Here is a 257-nt window from a genome sequence, read left to right as displayed (position 1 = left end):
TTTGTGATGATGCAATCTACCCGCGGCTAGACGGAAAGACCCCATGAACCTTTACTGTAGCTTTGCATTGGACTTTGAACCAATCTGTGTAGGATAGGTGGGAGGCTTTGAAGCGGGAACGCCAGTTTCTGTGGAGCCAACCTTGAAATACCACCCTGGTTTGTTTGAGGTTCTAACCTTGGTCCGTTATCCGGATCGGGGACAGTGCATGGTAGGCAGTTTGACTGGGGCGGTCTCCTCCTAAAGTGTAACGGAGG

1 rRNA gene is annotated in these 257 nt (G+C 51.0%); it reads left to right on the top strand.

What is annotated here, in order from left to right:
* Nucleotides 1-257: ribosomal RNA gene (locus tag GTP55_RS29405) — 23S ribosomal RNA — on the top strand; the annotation flags it as partial.

This window comes from Duganella margarita, assembly GCF_009857535.1.
Classification (GTDB): Bacteria; Pseudomonadota; Gammaproteobacteria; order Burkholderiales; family Burkholderiaceae_D; genus Rugamonas; species Rugamonas margarita.
This window is presented reverse-complemented; position numbering and strand designations above follow the sequence as displayed.